Source organism: Gillisia mitskevichiae, assembly GCF_003634585.1.
Taxonomy (GTDB): Bacteria; Bacteroidota; Bacteroidia; order Flavobacteriales; family Flavobacteriaceae; genus Gillisia; species Gillisia mitskevichiae.
Genome location: NZ_RBLG01000001.1, coordinates 761,241 through 781,827 on the forward strand (window position 1 = coordinate 761,241; position 20,587 = coordinate 781,827).

A 20,587-nucleotide genomic window follows, 5' to 3' on the forward strand; every position below is an offset into this window, starting at 1 on the left:
TTGAAAGAACATTTAGGAGCATATACTTTTAAAAGTGAATTTCCAACGGTAATAACCATTGGTACTTTTGATGGGGTACATGCTGGACATCAAAAAATAATAGAAAAGCTGGTGAATACTGCTAAACTTAGCAATATGGAATCGGCAATACTTACCTTTTTTCCACATCCAAGAATGGTATTGCAAAAAGAAAGCGATATTAAACTCATTAATACCATAGACGAGCGTAAGGAGATACTTTCAGATTCTGGGATAGATCATCTTATCATTCATCCTTTCACGCATCAATTTTCCAGACTTACTGCACAAGAATTCGTGCGCGATATTTTGGTGAATAAACTAAATGCCAAAAAGATCATTATAGGTTACGATCATAGATTTGGAAGGAATAGAACCGCAGATATAAATACCTTAAAAGAATTCGGGAAAGAATATGATTTTGAGGTAGAGGAAATTGGAAAACAAGAGATAGAAGATGTTGCGGTGAGTTCTACCAAGATCAGAAAAGCATTGATGGAAGGAAAGGTAGAAAAAGCAAATCGCTTTCTTAAGAAACCCTTTATGCTAAATGGAACGGTAGTTAGAGGAAAAGGTCTGGGTAAAGGTTTTGGATATCCAACCGCGAATTTAAAAATCGAAGAAAATTATAAACTCATCCCGAAAAATGGGGTATACATAGCTCGAGCAATTATAGATGAGATCCCATATTTTGGGATGATGAATATTGGGACAAATCCTACAGTTGGAGGTACAGAGCAAACTATAGAAACTTATTTTTTCTTATTAGATCAGGATCTTTACGGACAAAAGTTGGAGATCCAATTGCTTGCTAGAATTCGAGACGAAAAGAATTTCGATTCTATAGATGCATTAAAGATAGCAATGAAACAAGACGAGGCTTTTAGTTCACAGTTTATTAAAGATAACTATGCTGAATAGGTTCCTTTTCACCCGTATAGATAATTCTGCACTTGTAGTTTTTCGGGTGTTTTTTGGATTATTAACAGCATTGGAGGCTTTTGGCAGTATTGCTACAGGCTGGGTAAAACGCACACTTATAGAACCTCAGGAGACTTTTAATTTTATTGGTTTCGAATTTTTACAACCTCTGCCTGGTAATGGAATGCTTTACTATTATGGATTAATGGGCTTGTTTGGCTTATTAGTTATGGTAGGTTATAAATATAGGTTTAGTATTTTTTGTTATGGAATTATGTGGGCATCTGTCTATCTAATGCAAAAATCCTCCTATAACAACCATTATTATCTATTAATGCTTTTATGTGGTATTATGTTCTTTTTACCAGCTCATAAAAATGTTTCTATAGATGCTTGGAGAAATGCCTCGCTTCGGGAAATTTCAATGCCGCGTTGGGTTTGGCTCTTTATTGTGTTTCAAATGTGGATCGTTTACACCTATGCATCGGTGGCAAAACTTTATCCAGATTGGTTTACAGGAGAATTTCCTGCGATATTAATGAAATCTAAAGCAGATTATTGGTTAGTGGGAGAGTTGCTTCAGCAAAAATGGACACATTTCACCATTTCTTGGTTTGGATTTTTATTTGATCTTTTAATAATACCCTTGCTATTATATAGAAAAACTCGACTTCCAATATTTATAGCAGCTATTTTCTTTCACTTATTTAATAGTTTTATTTTTCATATTGGGATTTTCCCATATCTCTCACTCGCATTCATCTTGTTCTTTTTCCCTGCTGAAAAAATAAACAAATGGTTTCTAAGAGGGAAAAAGAAATATTACGATGAGAAAGAAGTCGTTATTCCGAAGTATAGAAATGCTTTTTTAGCAGTCCTTTCTATTTGGTTCATTTTTCAAATAGGATTGCCACTAAGACATTGGTTTTATGAAGACGATGTGTTATGGACAGAGGAAGGGCACCGACTTTCCTGGAGAATGATGCTGCGTAGTAAAAGTGGGAGAAGCGCTTTTAGGGTAGTAGATAAAGACACTAAAAAAGTTGATTTTATAGATAAAACAAAGTTTTTATCTAAAAAACAACTGGGGGCAATAAGTTCTAAGCCCGATATGATCTGGCAATTTTCACAGCGATTAAAACGTGAATATGCTAAAAAAGGTCAAGATGTGCAGGTGTTTGTAGATTCTAAGGTGAGTGTGAATGGTAGACCTTACCAACAATTTATAGATCCAAAAGTAGATCTTGCAAATGAGAAGTGGCATCACTTTAAGCACCACGACTGGATTTTACCTTCTAAATTAGACTGATATTTTTACTTGCTTTTGTTACATTTGCTGCTTACTAAAAATTAGTTGGCCTTATGTTACAAGTTAGCAATATTAGAGCGCATAAAGAGGGATATATTAAAGCCCTAAAAAAGAGGAATTTTAATGCTGAAGAGATCTTTGAAGAGATCTTAACATTAGATGAATCTCGCCGTTCCACACAAACGCAATTAGATGAAACTTTGGCCGAATCCAATCAGCTTTCCAAAGAAATTGGGATGTTGTTTAAATCTGGAGAACAGCAAAAAGCGAATATCTTAAAAGAGAAAACCTCTCAATTAAAAGATAAGTCTAAAGCACTTTCAGATAGTTTTAATGAAACCCTTGCTAAGTTAGAGCAATTGCTTTATACCGTTCCTAATATTCCCAACGATCTGGTTCCTGAAGGTATTACAGAAGATGATAATGAGGAGATCTTTAAAGAAGGAGATATTCCGGTATTAGCAGAAGGTTCTTTGCCTCACTGGGAATTAGCGAAAAAATACGACATTATAGATTTTGAGCTTGGTAATAAAATTACCGGGGCAGGCTTTCCTGTGTATAAAGGTAAAGGAGCAAGATTACAACGAGCTTTGATCACTTATTTTCTAGATAAAGCTGTAGATGCTGGTTATACAGAATATCAATTGCCATTATTAGTTAATGAAGCATCAGGATTTGGAACCGGGCAATTACCAGATAAAGAAGGGCAAATGTATCATGTTACAGAAGATGATCTTTATCTAATCCCTACTGCAGAGGTGCCAATGACCAATCTTTTTAGAGATAGAATGCTTACTGAAGCAGATCTGCCAATTTCTTGTACTGGTCACACTCCATGTTTCAGAAGAGAAGCTGGGTCTTACGGAGCACATGTACGAGGATTGAATAGGTTGCATCAATTTGATAAAGTTGAAATCGTACGAGTTGAAAAACCAGAGAACTCTTATGCAGCCTTAGATGGGATGGTAGATCATATAAAAGATCTTTTACAAGATCTAAAGTTACCATATAGAATATTAAGGTTGTGTGCTGGAGATCTTGGATTTACAGCTGCAATAACTTATGATTTCGAGGTGTTTTCTACCGCTCAGGATAGATGGTTAGAAATAAGTTCTGTTTCTAACTTCGAAACCTTTCAGGCAAATAGATTAAAGTTGAGGTATAAAGATAAAGAAGGAAAAAAGGAATTGGTGCATACTTTAAATGGAAGTGCATTGGCATTGCCAAGAGTGTTAGCCGGAATTCTTGAGAATTATCAAACTCCCGATGGAATTAAAGTTCCTGAAGTATTGGTTAAGTATACCGGATTTTCAATGATCGATTAATCCCTTAATAGGGTTTTATTTATATAGTTATTTCCAAACACCGCATTTTGTTATCTTTACAAAATGCGGTGTTTCTTATATATAGCCTTATTTTTTATAGGTATTCAGAGCGTTTTTTGTCAATCAGATGAATTGGCACAAAAATTTTTGGATCAAGGTGAATATGCCAAAGCTCTTAGCGTCTATCAGAATTTAGTAAAGGAATCACCTGGAAATTCTAACTATTTTATGGGTTTGGTGAACTCTCACCAACAGCTAGAAAATTTTGATGAAGCCGAGGTTTTATTGCAAGAACGACTTAAAGTCACCAATAATAATCCGAGCATTTTAATTGAATTAGGTCATAATTTTGAGCTGCAGAACAAGCCAGAATTTGCTAAAAAGCTATATACAGAAGCTCTAAATGCTTTAAATGAAAAGTCAAATTACGCATATTCTATCGCTCGAAATTTTGAAAAATATAGTTTACTAGATTATGCAGAACAGGCGTATGTTCTAGGGATGCAGCTAAATCCAGAAATGAATTTTGAGCTTCCTTTGGCTAGAATTTATGGAGAACAAGGGAAATTAGATGAGATGTTTGCTGCTTATTTAGAACTAATTACAAAGCAGCCCGATATGAGCATTAGCTTAATGCGGGAATTTGATAGGTACATCTTAGAAGATGCTTCTAATTTGGCAAATATCGCGCTTAGGAAACAGTTGCTTCAAAAGCTTCAAAAAACTCAGGATCTTACTTATAGCGAATTATTGGCCTGGCTTTTTATTCAGCAAAAAGATTTTGACAAAGCTTTTCTTCAGGAGAAAGCGATCTTTAAAAGGAACAATCAAGATCTACAACGTATCATTCAGCTTACGGTTATAGCAAAGTCTGAAGATGATATTGAAACAGCTAAAGAAATAGTTTCATTTATTATTGCTGAAACTACTTCGCCAACCATACTTATTCAAGCCAATCAATTATTACTGGATATGAAGTTGAGCACTGTAAAAGAGTCAGATTTCAAAGAACTTAAAAAGGATTATGAGAAAGTGCTTTTAGAATTCGGAACAGGTTTGGAGACCATGGCAATTCAAATAGATTTCGCCAATTTCCTAGCTTTTAGAGTGGGGGAGATTGGTGAGGCCAAGCAGTTATTGGATACGCTTTCTAAAAGCCAGCTAAATAATTTTCAGCAAGCAGCTATCAAGATGACTCTGGCAGATATTCTTGTGTTGGATCAAAAATTCAATCAGGCGCTAATCTATTATTCCCAAATTCAAAGCTTAGTAAAGAATAATGAGATCGCTCAAAACGCAAGATTTAAGGTGGCAAAAACGAGTTATTTTAAGGGAGATTTTAATTGGGCGCTTACTCAGTTAAATGTGTTAAAAGCTTCTACCACTCAATTAATTGCAAATGATGCGCTGGAGTTGAGTTTGCTTATCAAGGAAAATAGCCTAGAAGATTCTACTCAAACTGCTTTGAAATTATATGCAAAAGCTGATCTGTTAGCTTTTCAGAATAAAACAGAAGAGGCAATTGAGGTGTTAAATGATATCTTGCAAAATCATAAAGGAGAGAAAATTGAAGATGAAGCTCTGTTAAAGCAGGCAGAATTATTTAAAATGTCTGAAAACTGGAAACAGGCGGAAAATAATTATTTAAAGATCTTGGAATTTTATGGAAAGGATATCCTAGCAGATAATGCTACTTTTTTGTTAGCAGAATTATATAAGGATCAATTAAAAAATCCTGAACAGGCGAAACAATATTACGAGCAGATCATTTTTAATTTTCCAGATAGTATCTATTATGTAGATGCGCGTAAAAAATTCCGTGCTCTACGAGGAGACGAACTAGAGTGATAAATTAAGAGATAGTTTCGCTTAGTCTAAATAAGTATTTAGATTGTCAATCCTAGCTCTTAGAAGTTTGCTTAAATTTGCCAGCACAAAGCCATGGATAAGTTAAGATCCACAAAAAGTATTTGAAAAGAAAGCACTTAACGATTAATAAAATATTGCATGTATATATATAACGTAACCATAAATATCCAAGAGGACATACACGACGAATGGGTTAACTGGATGAAATCTGAGCATATTCCTGAGATGTTGGAAACAGGGAAATTTAAAAAAGCCTTGATGAGTAGAGTGATGGTAAATGAAGAAATGGGCGGAATCACTTATTCTGTTCAATTTACTACGGAGAGTAAAGCAATGTTGCAAAAATATTATGAAGAGAATGCTGCAACATTAAGAGCAAGATCGAAACCCTTTGAAGGTAAGTTCGTAGCCTTTAGAACCGAGATGGAAATTGTAAGTGAGCAATAAGCTGTACTTTATTTATTATAGTTAGCAGTAAAAAACCCCTGCATGAAAAAGAATCACAAGAACCCTTTCAATTCAAAGGATAATAAATTTAAGCAAAGTAAATATGCTCCCGGGAAAGCCGCTTTTAGTGCAGATGGCGATGTTAGAGCAAAAAAACACTTGGGACAACACTTTCTTACCGATGAGGGAATTGCAGATAAAATTGCAGAATCTCTTGGCTATGAAGGTTATAAGAATGTATTAGAGATAGGCCCAGGAATGGGTGTTCTTACTAAGTATTTAATTAAGAAGGACATAAATCTTCATGTTATAGAAATAGACAGAGATAGTGTTGCTTATTTGGGTGAAAACTATCCTCAACTGGAAGGCAAGATCCTTGAGAAAGATTTTTTGAAGACCGATATTAGCGAGATTTTTGAAAAAGAACCTTATGCCATTATTGGAAATTTCCCTTATAATATTTCTACACAAATAGTTTTTAAAACTCTAGAGAACAGGGAGCTTATCCCTGAGTTTGCTGGAATGTTCCAAAAAGAAGTTGCCCAAAGAATAGCGGCACCTCATGGAAATAAAACCTATGGGATTCTATCTGTACTTGCACAGGCATTTTTTGAAGTAGATTATTTATTTACCGTGCCACCCACAGTTTTTAATCCGCCTCCAAAAGTAGAAAGTGGAGTGATAAGATTAAAACGCAAAGAAAATTTCACACTTTCATGTGATGAGGCTTTATTCTTTAGAGTGGTTAAGACTGCTTTTCAGCAACGCCGGAAAACCTTGAGAAATAGTTTGAAAACCTTCGAATTATCAGATAATTTAAGGGAAGATGTTATCTTTGGGCAAAGACCAGAGCAGTTAAGTGTTCAGGAGTTTATAGAACTTACAGAAAAAATTCAGCAGGATGCAATTTGAATTAAGTGAAGAATTAATTGAAAAAATTGAATACCTCATCGAACAAAAGAACGATGCGGAACTGCTATTGCATTTAGAGGAAGTTCACCCTGCAGATATCGCCGAGATCCTTTCGGAATTAGATATTGAAGAGGCTACCTATATCGTAAAATTACTGGATAGCGAAAAAACTTCAGAAGCTTTAATGGAGCTGGAAGAAGGGGTAAGGGAGCGTATTTTAGATAGTTTATCTCCAAAGGAAATTGCCGAGGAACTAGAAGAAATGGACACCGATGATGCCGCAGATATTATTTCTGAACTTTCTGAAGAGCGTCAACAAAAGGTTATTGCCCAGATCTTAGATGAAGAGCATGCAGATAATATTGTAGAATTACTTCGATATGATGAAGATTCTGCCGGTGGTCTTATGGCCAAGGAATTAGTGAAAGTAAATGAAAATTGGAACGTTACAGGTTGCATGAGCGAAATGCGAAATCAGGCAGAGAACGTAACCAGAGTTCACTCTATTTATGTAGTGGACGATAGAAATAAACTAAAAGGAAGATTATCCCTAAAGGATTTGCTTACCGCCCCAAGTAAGGCACATATAAGCGACGTGTACATCCCGCAGGTGGATTATGTAAACGTGCATACGCCGGGAGAGGAAGTGGCTAGGATCATGCAGAAATACGATTTGGAAGCTATTCCAGTTGTAGATGAAATGGGAAGACTCGTTGGTAGAATTACTATTGATGATATTTTGGATTTTGTAAAGGATGAAGCCGAGAAAGATTACCAAATGGCAGCGGGTATTTCTGAAGATGTAGAGGCAGATGATAGTATTTGGTTGCTTACCAGAGCGCGTTTACCTTGGCTTGTTTTAGCGCTTTTTGGAGGATTTATTAGTGTTTCTGTCTTAGGAACTTTTGATGATGCGATGAAAGAACATGCAGCATTATTCTTTTTTGTTCCTTTAATTGCTGCGATGGCAGGAAACGTTGGAGTACAATCTTCAGCAATTGTCTTGCAAGGTTTGGCTAACAAAAGTTTAAAGGGTTCTTTACTAAATAGACTTTTAAAAGAGATCGTTTTAAGTCTCTTTAATGGGGTGGTGCTTGCGATATTACTAACTGTAGGTGGCATCTTTTTACTAGGCTTCGACCTTACCTTTGGGTTAACTATTGGGATTTCCTTGATCTCAGTTATAGTGATCGCATCTTTAATAGGAACATTCGTACCTATTATTTTAGATAAACAGGGAATAGACCCTGCGATGGCAACAGGACCCTTTATTACTACTAGTAATGATATTTGCGGAATATTAATTTATTTTAGTATTGCGAAAATCATTTTAGGTTTCTAACTTAGTAGAAGCAACCTTCAACCCCTCCGGCCGGAGCTTTTTTTACCTCACATCATTATTTGTTTCTATGAAAAGTATTAATATCAATTCTAAATTTGAAAAATTCAGTAAAAATTGGAATCCGCATCAAATAGCCGTGGTAGATGATATGCAAGTGTTACTTGCAAAACTCAAAGGCGAATTTATCTGGCATACCCACGAGGAGGAAGATGAATTATTTCAAGTTATAAAAGGCACTTTATATATACAATTTAGAGACAAAACGGTGGAAGTTAAGGAAGGTGAACTAATAGTAGTTCCTAAAGGTGTAGAGCATTGCCCAATGACGAAGAACGATGAAGAGGTGCATGTGATGCTTTTTGAAAAACTTTCTGTAAAACACACAGGTAATGTAGAAAGTGAGTTAACGGTGAATTCGTATCCAAAAATTTAGAAACCATGATAGTTCTGCATGCCGATAGTAATAATCCTTTACTGATCAAAGAATTACAAAAAGTAGGTTATCACAATGTTGAAGCCTATGATGTTTGTAAAGAAGATATTCTTGCCAATCAACATTTGTTTGATGGAATTATAATTCGAAGCAGATTTAAGATCGATAAAGACTTTATAGATAGAGCTCCAAATTTAAAGTTTATAGCCAGAGTTGGTGCGGGTTTGGAAAGTATAGATGTAGAATATGCAAAGGAAAGTGGAATTGAACTTTTTGCAGCGCCAGAAGGGAATAGCAATGCCGTTGGGGAACATGCCTTAGGAATGTTACTTTCTCTTCTTAATAAGTTAACCAAAGCCAATAGGGAAGTGCATCAAGGATATTGGCATAGAGAGGATAATAGAGGAATAGAACTAGACGGGAAAACAGTTGGTATTATTGGATATGGAAATATGGGAAAAGCCTTTGCTAAAAAGCTAAGAGGTTTTGATGTTAAGGTTCTTTGTTACGATATTTTAAAAGGGGTAGGAGATGAAAATGCCACTCAAGTGAGTTTGGAAGAACTTCAAAATACTGCTGAAGTATTAAGCTTGCATACTCCATGGACACAGCAAACAAATAAGATGGTAAACACGAACTTTATAAATAAGTTCAAGAATCCTTTTTGGTTTATAAATACAGCAAGAGGGAAAAGTGTAATTACTGCAGATCTGGTTTTAGGGCTTATAGAAGGCAAGATTCTTGGAGCGGGTTTAGATGTTTTAGAATATGAAAAAGATTCTTTCGAGCATTTATTTCAAGATCACCAAATCCCTCCCGATCTTAAGGAGCTTATGTTTTTTGAAAATGTAATTTTAAGTCCGCATGTTGCAGGTTGGACCGAGGAGTCTCACAGAAAATTGGCTTCTACTATCGCCTATAAGATCATAGATAAATTTGGAGAAGCGATATAAGAAGTAAATTATAGAAATCTAATTCTGAAAATAATGACAATGAAAAATCGAGTTACAGGAATTGGTGGAGTTTTCTTTAAAACCAAAGATCCAAAAGCGGTAAAAGATTGGTATCGTGATCATCTAGGATTAAATACAGATCAGTGGGGTTCTACTTTTTGGTGGAAGAACAAAGAAGGCGAAGACTGTTCTACGCAATGGAGTCCCTTTAAAGAAGACACCGGTTATTTTGAACCTTCCAAAAAAGAATTCATGATGAATTTTAGAGTTGAAAATCTAGATGAACTTTTAGAGACACTAAAAGCAGAAGGAGTTCAAGTATTGGGTAAAACAGAATCTGTAGAAGAAGGGAAATTTGGTTGGATAATGGATTTAGAAGGAAACAAAATTGAACTTTGGGAACCCAACGATAAAGCTTTCTTATAAATAGCATAAAAAAAATCTCCAAATAGAGCGTGATTGCTGCTATTTGGAGATTTTTTATTTCCCTCAGGATAACAAATTGAAACTTGTCACATTGTCCCGATAGCTATCGGGATGTCGAAATGTTATCTACTTAAATCTATAATTGCATTTTTTATAGACTCTTTTCCTTCTAATGCTTCAAAAGTTTTGTTTTTAACCAAAGGATCTGCAAGGCTCATCACCAATAAAAAGGCAACATCATCTCGAGAGATCTCACCACTTTCATCTAATTTTTCAGCAAGCTTTACTTTTGCTAATCCTAGATCATCATTCAATGCTCCGGGACGTACAATAGTATAAGAAAGTCCGCTATTTTTTAAGTGTTCATCTGCAGTTTGCTTGGCTTCCAAATAAACTTTTAGATCTTTATTAGATTCAGGTTTATCTGCTCCCATAGAACTCAACATCACGAATTTTTTAACTTTTGCCTTTTTAGAGGCATCTATCATTTTTATCGCTCCATTTTGATCTATTGCAATGGTTTTTTCTTCACCAGTACTTCCACCAGAACCGGCAGCAAATATCACTTTATCCATTCCTTGCACTGTTTGGTCTACATCTTTTTCTAGATCTCCCATTACAGTTTCTACATCCATATCTTCAAACATTTGTCTCTGATCTTCTTTTCTGATCATTGCATATGGCTCGAAGGTACTAGAGCTATTCAATATTTCTATAATTCTTTTTCCTGTCTGTCCTGTAGCTCCCACTACTAATACTCTTTCCATCTTATTTATTTTAAAGTTTTTTAATATACTTATGAAATCATCCAATTCCCAATTTTGCTGAAGGTATAACAGGAAATTAACAACTCACGATAATCAAAAACTTAGGTATGATTAAGCTTTTGTTCCAATTCTTTCTGAAACTCTTCCATTACAGGTTTAACGGTGCTTTCTGGTAGATCTGCTATTTTAATATACATGAGACCATCTATAGCATTATTGAATAATGGATCTACGTTAAAGGCAACTACCCGTGCATTTTGTTTTATATACTTTTTAATTAAAACGGGAAGTCTTAAGCTTTCCGGTTCCAATTCATCTATAATTTTATCGAATTTGTTTAGATCGGCTTCACTTTCATCAAAGACAATGTCTTTGTCGGCATCATTTAATTTCACCTTAAATTCTTTTTTCGGTCTAATATATTGAGCCACATAGGGATCGTAATAATTAGACTTCATAAACTCGATCATTAAAGACTTGGAGAAATTCGAGAATTTATTGCTGATGCTTACTCCGCCAATAAGATATTTATGTTCTGGGAAACGTAAAGTACAATGAACGATGCCTTTCCATAACAAGAATAAAGGCATAGGCCGTAATTGATAATCCTTTATGATAAAAGCTCTTCCCATTTCTATAGATTGACTCATCATATCGTACAACTCTGGCTCGAATCTAAATAGGTCTTGAAGGTAAAAGCCATTTATTCCATAGGCTTTAAAAATTTCTTTTCCCATTCCCATTCTATAAGCTCCAGCTATTTTTTTAGTATCGTTATCCCATAGAAATAAATGATAGTAATACTCATCAAAAGGATCCAGATCTATAGAGTTATTGCTTCCTTCGCCAACTTCTCTAAAGGTGATTTCTCTTAATCTTCCAATTTCAGTAAGAATATTTGGGATCACTTCTTTTTTGGCTAAAAAGACTTCATAATTTTTACTCGACAATAGGCGTTTATCCAATCTCCTACAAGTTTCTATTTCCTCTTCCATTAAAGCCTGATTCGCCTGTAACGGAATCTTTTTTGGGCTTTTTGGCAGTTTTAAACTTTTTGGAATATTGTCAAAAAGGCTTTTCTTTTCAAAAGAATTGGCCAACATATAGGTCTTTCTCCGTAAAAATGCTGTAAAAGCCTCTAAATTTGGATTTGCAGTTTGATCTTCAACAGAGATAGGATTCCCAATACGAACCATGATCTTTCTTTTCTTTTGAGAAAGCATTTCACTTGGTAATTTAGCGGTTCTTAAAATATCGCTCATACTAGCTAGGCGATAAAAGAAAGTGCTGTTTTTTGCGTGAAAATAAATAGGGACTACGGGAACTTTAGCTTTTTGTATAAGTTTCATAGCAGATGGTTCCCAAGGTTTATCTACAATATATTTTTCGTCTTTATAAGTAGAAACTTCTCCTGCGGGAAAAATCCCTAATGCTCCACCTTCTTTTAAATGTGCAATCGCTTGTTTGATCCCTCCTAAACTGGATTTTGCATCCTTATGATCTTCAAAAGGATTAACCGGCATTATATAGGGTTTCAAAGGATCTAAACGATGTAAAAGAAAATTAGCGATCACTTTAAAATCACTTCGTTTATCTAAAAGGATCTTCATAAGGATCATTCCGTCTATTCCGCCTAAAGGATGATTTGCAACTGTTATAAAAGCACCAGTTTTCGGAATTCGCTTTAAATCTTTATCGGGGATCTCAAAATCGATCTCAAAACCTTCCAGAATAGAATTTATAAATGTAATTCCATCTAGATTCTTTCTGGATTCGTATTCTTTATTTAGAGTAGAAAGTTTTGTGCTTCGTAGAACGATCCAACCAATAGCAGTGCCTATTGGTCCTAATTTTTGAAGATTCATAACTTTGGCAACTTCCTGCGCGGTAACAATTCCCATTAAGCGTTGTTTAAATTGTTAACAAAGATAGCGAATAGAATTTTCGAGTTAGTTTAAGACTTTGTTACTATTTGAACGGTGTTTTGCATTACTTGTTTCAATAATACTTCTTTATCTTTTTCTAAAGATCCAATAGCTCCTTCATTAAAATGTCTAATTGTATAAAGAGAAACCCCTGTAGTGTAACTCACCTTATATCTTGCTTTTAAATGCTGAATAAGTTTCTCGAGATTATTAAATTTATTGTCTATACAAACTGCGAAACTTATAGCAGAATTTTGGATGAGGTCTACTTTTATTTGGTAGAGATGAAATAGTCTAAAGATCTCACTGATATTTTCTTCTACCATGAAGGAAAAATCTAGAGAAGATAATGAAATTAGAACCTGACCTTTTTTTACTATAAAGCAAGGAATTGCTGGGATTAGAGCTTGTCCTTTACTTACAGCTGTTCCATTTCCAGACGGGTCTATAAATGATTTTACAAAAAGAGGTATTTCTTTTCTTTGTAATGGTTGTAGTGTTTTAGGGTGAATTACAGAAGCGCCATAAAATGCCAATTCTATAGCTTCTTCATAAGAAATTTGATGCAGAAGCTGCGGATTTTCGAAAACCCGAGGATCCGCGTTTAGCACTCCGGGAACATCTTTCCAAATAACCACTTTTTCTGCATTCAAACAATAAGCAAAAATGGCAGCGGTATAATCACTCCCTTCTCTACCTAGAGTCGTGGTAAAATTATTTGTGTCTCCCCCTATAAATCCTTGGGTAAGATAGAGTTGCTCTTTTTTAACCTTGTTTGCAATTCTGTTTTGAGTTTCTTCCCAATTTACCGAGGCATCTCGATAAATATTATCGGTTTTTATGAGGGTTCGGGCATCTAACCAAGTATGATCGATCCCTTGGGCTGTAAAATATTCACTTACAATAGTAGAGGATATCAATTCTCCAAAACACACCAATTGGTCATAAACAAAATCGTACTTGGTAGATTTATTATGAACCATGAAATTCTGGATCTCCTCAAAGAAAACATCTAACTTTTTATAAATGGGAGCTTGCTTAGAACGGAATAATTGATCTACAATTTCAAGATGATAGGATCTAATATCAGAAAGACTTTCGGGAATAGCTTTTGGATTATTTAAATAATCTTTGATAACAACTTCAAAAGCATTAGTCATTTTCCCCATTGCAGAGATAACGATCACTTTATCTTTTGCCCCTGTTAGTTTGAGCACCTTTAAAACGTTCTGTACAGAAGCCGCGTCTTTAGTTGATGCACCACCAAACTTATATATATCCATTCTTACTTTTCGATATTTTTTTGTATTCCGGTTTCGTCCATGTGCACGGTATACCAGTTTTTCTTAACATCTGCTCCAGTATTTTCGTAAAACTCGATGGCATTTTCATTACCTTCAGAAACCACCCATTCTACGCGTCTTACTCCATTGTCATGGCCATACTGTACTACTCTTTTGTATAAAGCACCACCAAGTCCTGTACCTCGCATCTCTTTTTTAACTATTAGATCTTCTAAATGAACGGTACGTCCTTTCCAAGTGGAAAATCTGAAATACACCAATGCCATTCCTTGAATTTTACCATCCACCTCAGCCACGAAACAGTTGAAATTTCCGTTCTCAAAACCTTCTTTTTCTAGATCTGCAACTTCTATTTCTACTTGATTAGATGCATTTTCGTATGCTGCAAGTTCTTTGATAAGCTCTAGAACTTGTGGCATATCATTTTTTTGTGCTTCTCTAATTGTATATTCCATAATTGTTGCTTTTTCACAAATTTAGCAAACCATTCTTATATATGGTAGTTATGTGAAAGTAGAATTTGAATATACACGTATAAATTTTTAACTGAATTTCTGATTTTTTTTGTGATTGTATTCCCATTAGTCCTACCATCTATAGATTTAAATGGCTGAATATAAAGTGAATAATTATCTGGAGATTGGCAACTAAAGATTCTAGTTATAGGTTTTAGAAGCTTTGCATTTTAGAGAATATCTTAAAACGGTTTTACCTTTCTATATAAGATTTCATGGCTTTTTCATCCATTTGAACAATATGCCAATTTTTCAAAACTTTGGCTCCACTGCGTTCATAAAATTCTATTGCTGGAGTGTTCCAATCTAGAACCACCCATTCTGTTCTTTTAACGCCTTGCTCTAAAGCATAAGCAATCACTTTCTTATATAAAGCACTTCCCATTCCAGTGCCTCGCATTTCTTGTCTAACTACAAGATCTTCTAAATGGACCACTTTCCCTTTCCAGGTAGAAAATCTAAAATATACAAGAGCAATACCCTCTATTCTATTATTAGCTTCAGCAACGAAACAAGTGTAAAACGCATCGGTACCAAAACCAAATTTTTCAAGATCCTGTACATTTATCTCTACTGCATCAGGTTCTTTTTCAAAGGTTGCCAGTTCTTGGATTAGTTCCAGAATTTGTGGAAGGTCTTTCTTTTCAGCTTTGCGGATTGTAAATTTCATATTCGTGTTAATTAATTCAAAAATAAGGAACTTACAATTATTTAAAACACGAAAACGTTATAGTACCTTATATATTTTAGATATTTTTGCCGCAACTTAATCATATCCCATTAAAATGTCCAAGAAAAATCAGACTTTAGGTGAATTTATAATAGAAAATCAAGAGGATTTTGCTTACTCTTCCGGGGAGCTGTCTAGATTGATAAATTCTATTAGGCTTGCTGCAAAAGTGGTAAATCACGAAGTTAACAAAGCAGGATTAGTGGACATTATTGGTGCTCATGGGGAGACTAATATTCAGGGAGAAGACCAGCAAAAGTTGGATGTTTATGCAAATGATACTTTTATAAAGACCCTTACTAATAGAGAAATTGTTTGTGGGATCGCTTCCGAAGAAAATGACGATTTTATAACTATTGAAGGTCATAATAAAGATCACAAGAATAAATATGTGGTGCTTATGGATCCTTTGGATGGAAGTTCTAACATAGATGTAAATGTTTCTGTAGGAACTATTTTTTCTGTATATAGAAGAGTAACTCCAGTTGGAACTCCAGTGACTAAAGAGGATTTTTTACAACCAGGGAATAAACAAGTTGCTGCCGGATATATTATTTATGGAACTTCTACTATGTTGGTTTATACTACAGGGAACGGAGTGAATGGGTTTACTTTAAATCCCGCTTTAGGTTCGTGGTATTTATCTCATCCACAAATGAAATTTCCTGAAACTGGAACGATCTACTCAATAAACGAAGGGAATTATATTCATTTTCCACAAGGGGTAAAAGACTATATTAAATACTGCCAGGAAGAGAAACCTGAAGGTCCATATACATCTAGATATATTGGATCTATGGTGAGCGATATTCATAGAAATATGATAAAAGGGGGGATTTTTATCTATCCTAAAAGCTCACAGAATTCTTCTGGAAAATTACGTTTGTTATACGAATGTAACCCAATGGCCTTTATTGTTGAACAAGCCGGAGGTAAGGCCAGCGATGGGTTTGATAGAATATTGGATCTAAAGCCGACAGAGTTGCATCAACGAGTTCCATTCTTTTGTGGAAGTACAAAAATGGTAGAAAAAGCTGAAGAATTTATGACGGCGAAAGATCGCTAGAATCTAGTCTTTATTTAATAAATACCTGTAATCGTCAAAACTTAAGTGACCACTAAAGATATCTACAGATCTTTTGATGATTGCTTTAGATGATTCTTCAGAAAAACCAAGTCCAATTGCATATTTTTTGATAAGCTCTGCTTCTTCTTCATCTATATTGTGATCTGAAAAGATGATGGTGAAAAGATCATGAAGTCTTTCCAATCTTCTTTCTACAGTATTAGGCGGTTGAATTGGAAACGAAGAAGGGTTTTTTAATACCTTAGTATATTCAGATTCATCGATATTCAATTTTCTGGCAAATCTTTGAAGCTGAACTTCTTCCAGCTCATTTATTTCACCATCTATTGCTGCTAAGTTAACAATAGCTGCAAAGTGACCTAAATTACGTAAATGCTCTCCCGAGTCAAACAAATCTACAAATGACATATATAATATAATTTAATGCTGCAAATATAGATAAACCTCGAATGATGTGAAATCAATTATATCATAATTAATTTGGGCTTCTACATTCGCTAATCTTTTCTTAATCGCTTTATCAAAAAAAGCAAATTCCCTAACTTTCTTCAGCTAAAACAAATGAAGCATTATGAGTAATCCATTGTTAGTGTTCAATGATAAGGGAATTTACTGTGAGCAAGCCAGGGTTTATTTGGATCCTTGGCAACCGGTAGATCACGCGATAATATCTCATGGACATGCAGATCATTCCAGATGGGGACATAAAAAATATATTACTCATCACTCTAATGTTCCAATTATTAAACACAGATTGGGAGAAATAGTAGTTACGGGAAAAGAGTGGAATGAGACATTTACTATTAACGGTGTTAAATTCTCCCTTCACCCCGCGGGACATATTATTGGTTCCTCACAAATTAGAGTGGAATATAAAGGGGAAGTTTGGGTTTTTACAGGAGATTATAAAATGGAAGATGATGGGGTTGCAGTTCCTTACGAGTCTGTAAAATGTCATTCTTTTATTACTGAATGCACCTTTGGTTTGCCGGCATTTAAATGGACACCGCAGGATCAAGTGATGACAGATGTTAATAACTGGTGGCAGCAAAATAGGGAGGATGGGAGAACCTCCATTCTATTTGGATATTCCTTAGGAAAAGCTCAACGTTTGTTGAAGTATTTAGACCCGAGCATTGGGAAGATCTATACGCATGGAGCTATAGAAAATATGACTGAAGTTTTAAGACCTCAGTTAAGCATGCCCGAAACTATTAGAATTACAAGAGATACTAAAAAAGAGGAACTAAAAGGGAGTATGGTTTTGGCGCCTCCAAGTGCTCACGGTACTCCTTGGATAAGGAAAATGGTTCCTTATGTTACTGCATCTGCAAGTGGATGGATGACCTTTCGTGGCGCGAGAAGACGAAGAGCTATAGATAAAGGATTTGTGCTTTCAGATCATTGTGATTGGCAAGGTTTGCTACAAGCAATAGAAGGAACAGGATGTGAAAAAGTGATCTGCACACATGGATATACCGATATTTTTTCAAGATTTTTAAGAGAAAAAGGATATGATGCTAGAACAGAAGAAACTCAGTATGAAGGAGAAATAGGAGAATTAGAAGCGAAGAGTGAAATAGAAAAGGATCCTGAACCAGTAGATAAAATAACTAGCTTATGAAGCTTTTCGCTGAATTAATAAGAACTCTGGACAGCACGAATAAAACTACATTAAAAGTAGAAGCATTAACTAGATATTTTGAAAATGCTCCAGACAAAGACAAAGTATGGGCTATTGCAATTCTTTCACATAGAAGACCTCCTAGGCCAGTAAATACAACCTTATTAAGAGAATGGGCGACAGAATTGGCGAATATTCCTCTTTGGTTATTTGAAGAATCATATCATATAGTTGGAGATCTAGCAGAAACTATTGCTTTGATAATTCCTGCATCAGATAGTTCTTCAGATAAAAGTTTGAATCAGTTTTTATTAGAGATCATCGAGTTAAAAAAGCTATCTGAGCTAGAGAAAAAGGAATATCTACATAAGAATTGGCTGGAACTCAATTATTATGAACGTTTTGTATTCAGTAAATTAATTACTGGAAGTTTTAGAATAGGAGTGAGTCAGAAATTAATGACCCGTGCATTAGCAAAAGCAACAGAAATCGACGAAGATATTCTTGCCTATAAATTAATGGGAAATTGGGAACCTTCTAAGATCACCTATACGCAGCTAATTCTTGAAGAAAACGAAGAAGATTACCTCTCTAAACCCTATCCTTTCTATTTGGCTTACGCTTTGGAAAGTGAAGTTGAAGAACTTGGAGATGTTAAAGATTGGAGCGCAGAACATAAGTGGGATGGAATAAGATCGCAAGTGATCATTAGAAATAATGAACTTTTTGTGTGGAGTCGGGGAGAAGAATTGGTAACAGATAAATATCCTGAATTTCAAGCCTTCATTAATACTATTCCAAACGGAACTGTTATGGACGGTGAGATCTTGCCTTATCCAAAGGGAGAGATTGGTACTTTTAACGACCTACAAACCAGAATTGGTAGAAAAACCGTGTCCAAAGCTTTGCTGGAAAAAACTCCAGTGATCTTAAAAGTGTATGATCTTTTAGAATGGAATGGGGAGGATATTAGAACCGAACCTTTTAAGAGAAGACGCGAAATTTTAGAAGATTTAGTTTCTCAAATCTCTACTGAAGCTATTCCGCTTCAACTTTCAAAAAGTATTTCCTTTAATACTTGGGAAGAAGTGGCATTAGAAAGAGAGCGCTCTCGGGAGGAAAAATCTGAAGGTCTAATGCTTAAGAAGTTAGATTCGCCATATTTGGTAGGCAGAAAAAAAGGAGATTGGTGGAAATGGAAAGTCGCTCCTTTAACAATAGATGCAGTGCTTACTTACGCAATGAGAGGACATGGAAGACGTTCTAATTTATTTACAGATTATACTTTTGGATTGTGGGATGAGGAAAAAAATGAATTGGTAACCTTTGCCAAAGCTTATTCGGGCTTAACAGATGCAGAATTCAGAAAAGTGGATGCTTGGATCAAGAGAAATACATTAGAACGTTTTGGACCTGTTAGAAGTGTGACTCCGCATCACGTATTTGAAATTGCTTTTGAAGGAATCGCAGAGTCCAAAAGGCATAAAAGTGGTGTAGCTACCAGATTCCCCAGAATATTAAGATGGAGACAAGACAAGAAAATAAATGAAGCTAATACGCTAGAAGATCTTAAAGCCCTAATCCAGTAAAGCTGGGTTCTATATTTAGTTTGATCTTCCCTTACTAACAATTTCTTTTTCAAATTTTCTATCATCAATCAGCACTTCAAAAAAGTCTTCTATATATTCTATGGTAGAAACATACTCAGCTTTATTTTCAAATAATAGTTCACATTCTTTAATGGCTTCTAATATGGCAGCCCTGTTTTTTAAAAATTCCAGTCTCACTTCAGCTATTATTAAAGGGTCTCTTTTAAAACCTCTATAAAGCCGTTGTTTAACGTTATCTATGGATAATTGCTCATTATTTATTTGAGAAACTGTGGAATAGCTGGTGTTAACCATTCCGCACATATCAAAATCATAAGGCACTGGGATGATCTTATTTTCGTAAAAGATCAGTTTTGTGTTGTGCTGATAAGCGGTGGAGAAATCTGTATTCCCAATCATGTACTGAAAAAAAGAATTTCTAACGCATTCTAATGGCACCTGATTTAACGGATGGGCTTTTATATTTAGAACTTTTCCTCCAATGCGTTTTGCTACAGTTTTATCATCTTCTACTAGAATAGAGAATATTTCATAAGGTTTTGTATTCTTACCCTTTTGCTCTTCGTAACTAAGGTGTACTAATTTCGATTTAAAATGGAAAGGAGACACAATTTCATATAGTTTATAAGCTAAATATTCTTTAATAATATTGTCGTTAGATTCTCTTTCCACTAAACAAGGTAAAACTAACTTTAAGTTTTTATGTCCTTCAAAGAGTGTATTATTTCCTTCCTTTTTTTTGATCTTCACCTTAATTGGAGCAAAATAGCAGTTCTTGAGTCGAAAATTTCCACGCTTACGTAGATTAACCTCTAAAGAATCCCAACTTTCCTCTTGCTCTTTAAATTTTAGAAAGGTTGTAATAAATGTAGAATCGTTGGTTACTTTTTTAATATCTTTATTAGAGTACTTAAGCGAAATGTGCATCACTTCATTATTAAGAAAAAGTGCAGATGGAATCTCTGGCAGATCTTTCTTAGATTCTTGCGCAAGAGAAATATTTATAAAGAAAATTGTGGGGAGCAAAATACTGAGGATAGTAGATTTACCCATAATAAATGTATATTTAT

General features: G+C 34.9%; 20 protein-coding genes. 13 read left to right on the top strand and 7 right to left on the bottom strand.

All coding sequences use genetic code 11. The features are described 5' to 3' along the window. From BC962_RS03510 to BC962_RS03555, 10 genes are all read left to right on the top strand, one after another. A complete protein-coding gene (locus BC962_RS03510) occupies nucleotides 1-939 on the top strand; it encodes a bifunctional riboflavin kinase/FAD synthetase (protein ID WP_121344505.1) in 939 nt (312 codons plus the stop codon). Continuing rightward, a complete protein-coding gene (locus tag BC962_RS03515) occupies nucleotides 929-2,248 on the top strand; it encodes an HTTM domain-containing protein (protein WP_121344506.1) in 1,320 nt (439 codons plus the stop codon). Before BC962_RS03510 ends, BC962_RS03515 begins: the two co-directional genes overlap by 11 nt. A 53-nt stretch (nucleotides 2,249-2,301) precedes the next feature. Next, a complete protein-coding gene (gene serS, locus BC962_RS03520; RefSeq protein WP_121344507.1) occupies nucleotides 2,302-3,573 on the top strand; it encodes a serine--tRNA ligase in 1,272 nt (423 codons plus the stop codon). A 132-nt stretch (nucleotides 3,574-3,705) separates the two neighbouring features. After that, nucleotides 3,706-5,421, top strand: coding sequence for a tetratricopeptide repeat protein (locus tag BC962_RS03525; protein WP_245984001.1), 1,716 nt, complete (start codon nucleotides 3,706-3,708; stop codon nucleotides 5,419-5,421). A 159-nt stretch (nucleotides 5,422-5,580) separates the two neighbouring features. Beyond that, nucleotides 5,581-5,889, top strand: a complete 309-nt coding sequence (locus BC962_RS03530) for a DUF4286 family protein (RefSeq protein ID WP_121344509.1) — start codon at nucleotides 5,581-5,583, stop codon at nucleotides 5,887-5,889. A 42-nt stretch (nucleotides 5,890-5,931) separates the two neighbouring features. Further along, complete coding sequence (rsmA, locus tag BC962_RS03535; RefSeq protein ID WP_121344510.1) at nucleotides 5,932-6,801, top strand: 16S rRNA (adenine(1518)-N(6)/adenine(1519)-N(6))-dimethyltransferase RsmA; 870 nt, start codon at nucleotides 5,932-5,934, stop codon at nucleotides 6,799-6,801. After that, nucleotides 6,791-8,143 carry a magnesium transporter gene (mgtE, locus tag BC962_RS03540; protein WP_121344511.1) on the top strand — a complete coding sequence of 451 codons (1,353 nt, stop codon included), beginning with the start codon at nucleotides 6,791-6,793 and terminating at the stop codon, nucleotides 8,141-8,143. Before rsmA ends, mgtE begins: the two co-directional genes overlap by 11 nt. A 67-nt stretch (nucleotides 8,144-8,210) precedes the next feature. Next, nucleotides 8,211-8,576 carry a cupin domain-containing protein gene (locus BC962_RS03545; RefSeq protein ID WP_121344512.1) on the top strand — a complete coding sequence of 122 codons (366 nt, stop codon included), beginning with the start codon at nucleotides 8,211-8,213 and terminating at the stop codon, nucleotides 8,574-8,576. A gap of 5 nt (nucleotides 8,577-8,581) precedes the next feature. Then, on the top strand, nucleotides 8,582-9,529 hold the full coding sequence (locus BC962_RS03550; RefSeq protein ID WP_121344513.1) for a 2-hydroxyacid dehydrogenase: 948 nt from the start codon (nucleotides 8,582-8,584) through the stop codon (nucleotides 9,527-9,529). A gap of 39 nt (nucleotides 9,530-9,568) precedes the next feature. Continuing rightward, on the top strand, nucleotides 9,569-9,955 hold the full coding sequence (locus BC962_RS03555; RefSeq protein ID WP_121344514.1) for a VOC family protein: 387 nt from the start codon (nucleotides 9,569-9,571) through the stop codon (nucleotides 9,953-9,955). Nucleotides 9,956-10,077: 122 nt separating this feature from the next. On the opposite strand, the gene BC962_RS03560 is transcribed toward BC962_RS03555, so the two are convergent. The 5 genes from BC962_RS03560 to BC962_RS03580 form a co-directional block, all read right to left on the bottom strand. Next, complete coding sequence (locus BC962_RS03560; RefSeq protein ID WP_121344515.1) at nucleotides 10,078-10,722, bottom strand: SDR family oxidoreductase; 645 nt, start codon at nucleotides 10,720-10,722, stop codon at nucleotides 10,078-10,080. A 101-nt stretch (nucleotides 10,723-10,823) separates the two neighbouring features. Then, complete coding sequence (locus BC962_RS03565) at nucleotides 10,824-12,623, bottom strand: GNAT family N-acyltransferase (RefSeq protein ID WP_121344516.1); 1,800 nt, start codon at nucleotides 12,621-12,623, stop codon at nucleotides 10,824-10,826. 53 nt (nucleotides 12,624-12,676) lie between these two features. Continuing rightward, complete coding sequence (locus BC962_RS03570) at nucleotides 12,677-13,930, bottom strand: aspartate kinase (protein ID WP_121344517.1); 1,254 nt, start codon at nucleotides 13,928-13,930, stop codon at nucleotides 12,677-12,679. Nucleotides 13,931-13,932: 2 nt separating this feature from the next. After that, nucleotides 13,933-14,406 (bottom strand): GNAT family N-acetyltransferase, encoded by a 474-nt coding sequence (locus BC962_RS03575; protein ID WP_121344518.1) that lies wholly within the window; start codon nucleotides 14,404-14,406, stop codon nucleotides 13,933-13,935. Nucleotides 14,407-14,659: 253 nt separating this feature from the next. Next, complete coding sequence (locus tag BC962_RS03580) at nucleotides 14,660-15,136, bottom strand: GNAT family N-acetyltransferase (protein ID WP_121344519.1); 477 nt, start codon at nucleotides 15,134-15,136, stop codon at nucleotides 14,660-14,662. Nucleotides 15,137-15,251: 115 nt separating this feature from the next. Here BC962_RS03580 and fbp point away from each other — a divergent pair, with 115 nt between their 5' ends. Further along, a complete protein-coding gene (gene fbp / locus BC962_RS03585) occupies nucleotides 15,252-16,262 on the top strand; it encodes a class 1 fructose-bisphosphatase (RefSeq protein ID WP_121344520.1) in 1,011 nt (336 codons plus the stop codon). A gap of 3 nt (nucleotides 16,263-16,265) precedes the next feature. Here the strand turns inward: fbp and BC962_RS03590 are convergent, their stop codons facing one another. Further along, nucleotides 16,266-16,691: a tellurite resistance TerB family protein gene (locus tag BC962_RS03590; protein ID WP_121344521.1), complete on the bottom strand. Its 426-nt coding sequence runs from the start codon at nucleotides 16,689-16,691 to the stop codon at nucleotides 16,266-16,268. A 163-nt stretch (nucleotides 16,692-16,854) separates the two neighbouring features. Between BC962_RS03590 and BC962_RS03595 the strand changes: the two genes are divergently transcribed. Continuing rightward, complete coding sequence (locus tag BC962_RS03595; RefSeq protein ID WP_121344522.1) at nucleotides 16,855-17,907, top strand: ligase-associated DNA damage response exonuclease; 1,053 nt, start codon at nucleotides 16,855-16,857, stop codon at nucleotides 17,905-17,907. Beyond that, a complete protein-coding gene (locus tag BC962_RS03600) occupies nucleotides 17,904-19,496 on the top strand; it encodes an ATP-dependent DNA ligase (protein WP_121344523.1) in 1,593 nt (530 codons plus the stop codon). The genes BC962_RS03595 and BC962_RS03600 overlap by 4 nt, the downstream gene beginning before the upstream one ends. Before the next feature lie 15 nt (nucleotides 19,497-19,511). Here the strand turns inward: BC962_RS03600 and BC962_RS03605 are convergent, their stop codons facing one another. Next, nucleotides 19,512-20,570 carry a hypothetical protein gene (locus BC962_RS03605; RefSeq protein WP_245984004.1) on the bottom strand — a complete coding sequence of 353 codons (1,059 nt, stop codon included), beginning with the start codon at nucleotides 20,568-20,570 and terminating at the stop codon, nucleotides 19,512-19,514. Nucleotides 20,571-20,587: the final 17 nt, after the last annotated feature.

Bases quoted from the DNA above. Each gene is read 5' to 3' on its own strand.
- BC962_RS03515 (WP_121344506.1), top strand. From the start codon at position 929: ATGCTGAATAGGTTCCTTTTCACCCGTATAGATAATTCTGCACTTGTA.
- serS (WP_121344507.1), top strand. From the start codon at position 2,302: ATGTTACAAGTTAGCAATATTAGAGCGCATAAAGAGGGATATATTAAA.
- BC962_RS03530 (WP_121344509.1), top strand. From the start codon at position 5,581: ATGTATATATATAACGTAACCATAAATATCCAAGAGGACATACACGAC.
- rsmA (WP_121344510.1), top strand. From the start codon at position 5,932: ATGAAAAAGAATCACAAGAACCCTTTCAATTCAAAGGATAATAAATTT.
- mgtE (WP_121344511.1), top strand. From the start codon at position 6,791: ATGCAATTTGAATTAAGTGAAGAATTAATTGAAAAAATTGAATACCTC.
- BC962_RS03545 (WP_121344512.1), top strand. From the start codon at position 8,211: ATGAAAAGTATTAATATCAATTCTAAATTTGAAAAATTCAGTAAAAAT.
- BC962_RS03550 (WP_121344513.1), top strand. From the start codon at position 8,582: ATGATAGTTCTGCATGCCGATAGTAATAATCCTTTACTGATCAAAGAA.
- BC962_RS03555 (WP_121344514.1), top strand. From the start codon at position 9,569: ATGAAAAATCGAGTTACAGGAATTGGTGGAGTTTTCTTTAAAACCAAA.
- BC962_RS03560 (WP_121344515.1), bottom strand. From the start codon at position 10,722: ATGGAAAGAGTATTAGTAGTGGGAGCTACAGGACAGACAGGAAAAAGA.
- BC962_RS03565 (WP_121344516.1), bottom strand. From the start codon at position 12,623: ATGGGAATTGTTACCGCGCAGGAAGTTGCCAAAGTTATGAATCTTCAA.
- BC962_RS03570 (WP_121344517.1), bottom strand. From the start codon at position 13,930: ATGGATATATATAAGTTTGGTGGTGCATCAACTAAAGACGCGGCTTCT.
- BC962_RS03575 (WP_121344518.1), bottom strand. From the start codon at position 14,406: ATGGAATATACAATTAGAGAAGCACAAAAAAATGATATGCCACAAGTT.
- BC962_RS03580 (WP_121344519.1), bottom strand. From the start codon at position 15,136: ATGAAATTTACAATCCGCAAAGCTGAAAAGAAAGACCTTCCACAAATT.
- fbp (WP_121344520.1), top strand. From the start codon at position 15,252: ATGTCCAAGAAAAATCAGACTTTAGGTGAATTTATAATAGAAAATCAA.
- BC962_RS03590 (WP_121344521.1), bottom strand. From the start codon at position 16,691: ATGTCATTTGTAGATTTGTTTGACTCGGGAGAGCATTTACGTAATTTA.
- BC962_RS03595 (WP_121344522.1), top strand. From the start codon at position 16,855: ATGAGTAATCCATTGTTAGTGTTCAATGATAAGGGAATTTACTGTGAG.
- BC962_RS03600 (WP_121344523.1), top strand. From the start codon at position 17,904: ATGAAGCTTTTCGCTGAATTAATAAGAACTCTGGACAGCACGAATAAA.
- BC962_RS03605 (WP_245984004.1), bottom strand. From the start codon at position 20,570: ATGGGTAAATCTACTATCCTCAGTATTTTGCTCCCCACAATTTTCTTT.